Below are 3043 nucleotides of genomic sequence, written 5' to 3' on the forward strand. Positions count from 1 at the left end.
TACACATGACCAATACCAAGAAGTAACAGGTCAACCATACGAGGAAACGACAGGAGCCAGTCAATAAGGCTTTTTTATTTTGCCTCTAAGGAGGTGAAAAACGTGAAATAGATATAAGGGGGGCGTACTAATGTCAGAAGTGACGGAGGTACCAGATGTGCATGCATTACAAAAAGAGATAATGGAAATGAAGGCAGGCCAGAAAACGATCGAACAGCGTGTAAATGTTCTTGAACGCGTTTCTGATAGACAAGACCAGCAAATCATGACATTAAACGAAAAACTCAACAAGATCGAAGAGAATACAACTTGGATCAAACGCACAATAACTGGCGCTATTATTACAGCGATATGCACTGGCGTTATTGGCGGCGCAATCGCTATTTTTTATACTGTTTTGCAAAAATAAGGAGGAAAACACAATATGAAAAACTTTGACAGAGGCACGGTCATTCGGACGGTGCTTCTTTTGATTGCACTTATCAACCAAACAATGCTGATGCTTGGCAAATCACCTTTGGATATTACGGAGGATCAGGTGAATCAGCTTGCGGATGCGCTGTACACTGCGGGCTCTATAGCCTTTACTATTGGCACGACATTTACAGCATGGTTCAAAAACAACTATGTGACTGCAAAAGGCCATCAGCAAAAAGCTGTCCTGAAAAATCACAATCTAACCAAGTGAGCTGCCAGCTGGCGGCTCTTTCTAATTCAAAAACAGAATAGGAGAGATCATTTATGACAATCGCAGTGAAAAAGAACCTTGTATCGGAAGCAAAATACGCTTTAAAATGCCCTAATCCGATGACCCCGGAATACATCACCATTCATAACACTTACAATGATGCATCTGCTGCTAATGAGGTCAGCTATATGATCGGAAACACAAGTTCAACGAGTTTCCACTTTGCTGTTGATGACAAAGAGGTAAGGCAGGGCATCCCAACAGACCGCAATGCATGGCACACGGGAGACGGCAAAAACGGCACGGGGAACCGGAAGTCTATCGGCGTTGAAATCTGCTACAGCAAGTCAGGAGGGCCTAAATACAGGGCTGCTGAAAAGTTGGCTATCAAGTTTGTTGCTCAGCTGCTTAAAGAACGCGGATGGGGTATTGATCGAGTGCGGAAGCACCAAGATTGGAGCGGAAAGTATTGCCCTCACCGTATTTTAGACGAGGGACGCTGGAATGAGGTTAAAGCGGCTATTGATGCTGAATTAAAAGCACTTGGCGGCAAATCATCCAGCAAGAAAACAACTTCGTCCAAGGCAGTGAAAAAACCAAGCTCAAGCAAAAAGAAATCATCTTTCAATCTGCCTTCTGGCATTTTCAAAGTGAAGAGCCCATTGATGCACAGTGATGCTGTTGAACAGATTCAAACAGCGCTGGCGGCATTGCATTTCTATCCGGATAAGAAAGCCAAAAACTTTGGGATCGATAGCTATTATGGACCGAAAACAGCGGATGCAGTAAGACGGTTCCAGTTGATGAATGGTTTAAACCCTGATGGCATTTACGGACCAAAAACGAAAGCAAAACTTGAAGCATTGTTGAAATAATCTTATAGTCCTCCCTTGCTAATTGTGACATCACGCATCAAAAATAGCCCTTTAGTAGCTGACTTTTTTTGTTAAAATGATGAAAACAGCAAGGGGGGATAATATGGCTTTACTACGCTTTATAAGCTTGTATGGAATAGCCATCATTATATTGGTGGTCATAGCTAATTTTGCTCCATTTTTGGCGATGCCGTTATACTATATTGCCGTAGCTGCATTAGTCTTTCTGATTGTTTATCTGATATATCATTATACCCAAAAAAACAGTGGGAGGAAAAAGTAAAATTGTAAAGAAATGTATATAGGAGGGCGAGGTGACTGATAAACAGGAGGAGATTATTGTGAAAAAGATATTGCTTTTTTGTCTGACTTTCTCTTTAGTATTTAGTATCTTCGGAGGAGCAGCGAGCGCAGCACCTAAACAAAAGTCACAGCAAGATATAACTGACATTAGAAATTACGTTGAAAAAACAGTTCCTTTGTTGAAATCCAATCTAGAAAATCTACCCAAAAATTCTTCTTTGGAAAAAGTTGAAAAAACTATTTCAAATCACTACAAAAACAATCCAGCACCAAAAGCGTTTAGCAATCCAGACATATCACTTTATGATGTTTTCCCAGAAATGAAATCAGAACTAGAAAAATTCAACGGTAAAGCTTTCAATATGAACAGCTTTATGGCTGAACAAGAAGAAAGCAAATCCTATGGGGATGTGCTTACTTTTGAAACACAAAACAGTACGGTTAAGGTTTATCTAGGTGATCTGGGGGATATCCAGATACTTGAGCAAAAAACTTTAACTGACTCTCCAGACTCTGATGCAAGCGTCCAAGGCACTACAAAAACAGAAAGGACCACTGGTATTGCTTATGGACTTGGTGGACCGAAGCTCTTCACACTTTGGGCCGAAGGAAGATTTAAATATGACGGCAAAAAAGTTTCGGCTACTTATAAAGATGGCGACTATCAGCGCCACCCGATGGGGACAGCTTTGGCAATCTCTCCTAGGGCATTAGGACAAGACCGGGACGCCAGCCATGGAGGATATGCCTATAGAGAGGTTTATTCACGTATATATGTTGAGTCCATTGTAGGTTTTAAATGGGCCGGCATCGTTTTAAACTCAGCTCTTGTTGAGGCGTTTATAGGGTCTACTGCAAAAGGAAGTGTTTACGGAGGCGTTAAGAAAGTGTAAAAGGTAATAACCTCGCCCAAAAAGCCCGTCTCAGAAGGCGGGCTTTATATAATACATATTTACTTTCGTTTTCACCCTTCATATGCCCTGACAGTTAAAAGAGACTCAAACGCTATGAAATTTGTATCACCTTTTAAATCCTTCACGTGCAGCCTTTGTTTTACTTCATCTATGTAATGAACATGTCCCGTTACTTCTTCGATAAAACCGTCTTTGTATAAACCGATGCCCAGAACCGAGTTGAATTCCATCGCCTCGCAAATAACACGGGCCATTTCTTCCAG

The 3043-nt window shown here is 41.3% G+C and carries 6 protein-coding genes; 5 read left to right on the plus strand and 1 reads right to left on the minus strand.

Going from position 1 to position 3043, the window contains the following annotated elements:
• The first annotated feature begins 181 nt into the window (after positions 1 to 181).
• The 5 genes from NSQ09_RS22975 to NSQ09_RS22995 all read left to right on the plus strand — a co-directional run bounded on the left by NSQ09_RS22975 (position 182) and on the right by NSQ09_RS22995 (position 2759).
• A complete protein-coding gene (locus NSQ09_RS22975) occupies positions 182 to 409 on the plus strand; it encodes a hemolysin XhlA family protein (protein ID WP_372553816.1) in 228 nt (75 codons plus the stop codon).
• A 15-nt stretch (positions 410 to 424) separates the two neighbouring features.
• Complete coding sequence (locus NSQ09_RS22980; RefSeq protein ID WP_032722272.1) at positions 425 to 688, plus strand: phage holin; 264 nt, start codon at positions 425 to 427, stop codon at positions 686 to 688.
• 53 nt (positions 689 to 741) lie between these two features.
• Positions 742 to 1563, plus strand: a complete 822-nt coding sequence (locus NSQ09_RS22985) for a peptidoglycan recognition protein family protein (RefSeq protein WP_268474461.1) — start codon at positions 742 to 744, stop codon at positions 1561 to 1563.
• A 103-nt stretch (positions 1564 to 1666) separates the two neighbouring features.
• On the plus strand, positions 1667 to 1846 hold the full coding sequence (locus NSQ09_RS22990) for a hypothetical protein (RefSeq protein WP_064670960.1): 180 nt from the start codon (positions 1667 to 1669) through the stop codon (positions 1844 to 1846).
• A 31-nt stretch (positions 1847 to 1877) separates the two neighbouring features.
• Entirely contained in the window at positions 1878 to 2759 is an 882-nt protein-coding gene (locus tag NSQ09_RS22995) for a hypothetical protein (protein WP_341032878.1), read from the plus strand.
• 71 nt (positions 2760 to 2830) lie between these two features.
• Here the strand turns inward: NSQ09_RS22995 and NSQ09_RS23000 are convergent.
• A partial coding sequence (locus NSQ09_RS23000; RefSeq protein ID WP_341032880.1) for a YolD-like family protein occupies positions 2831 to 3043 on the minus strand: 213 nt, incomplete at its 5' end.

Source organism: Bacillus sp. FSL W8-1202 (assembly GCF_038006165.1).
GTDB lineage: Bacteria > Bacillota > Bacilli > Bacillales > Bacillaceae > Bacillus > Bacillus subtilis.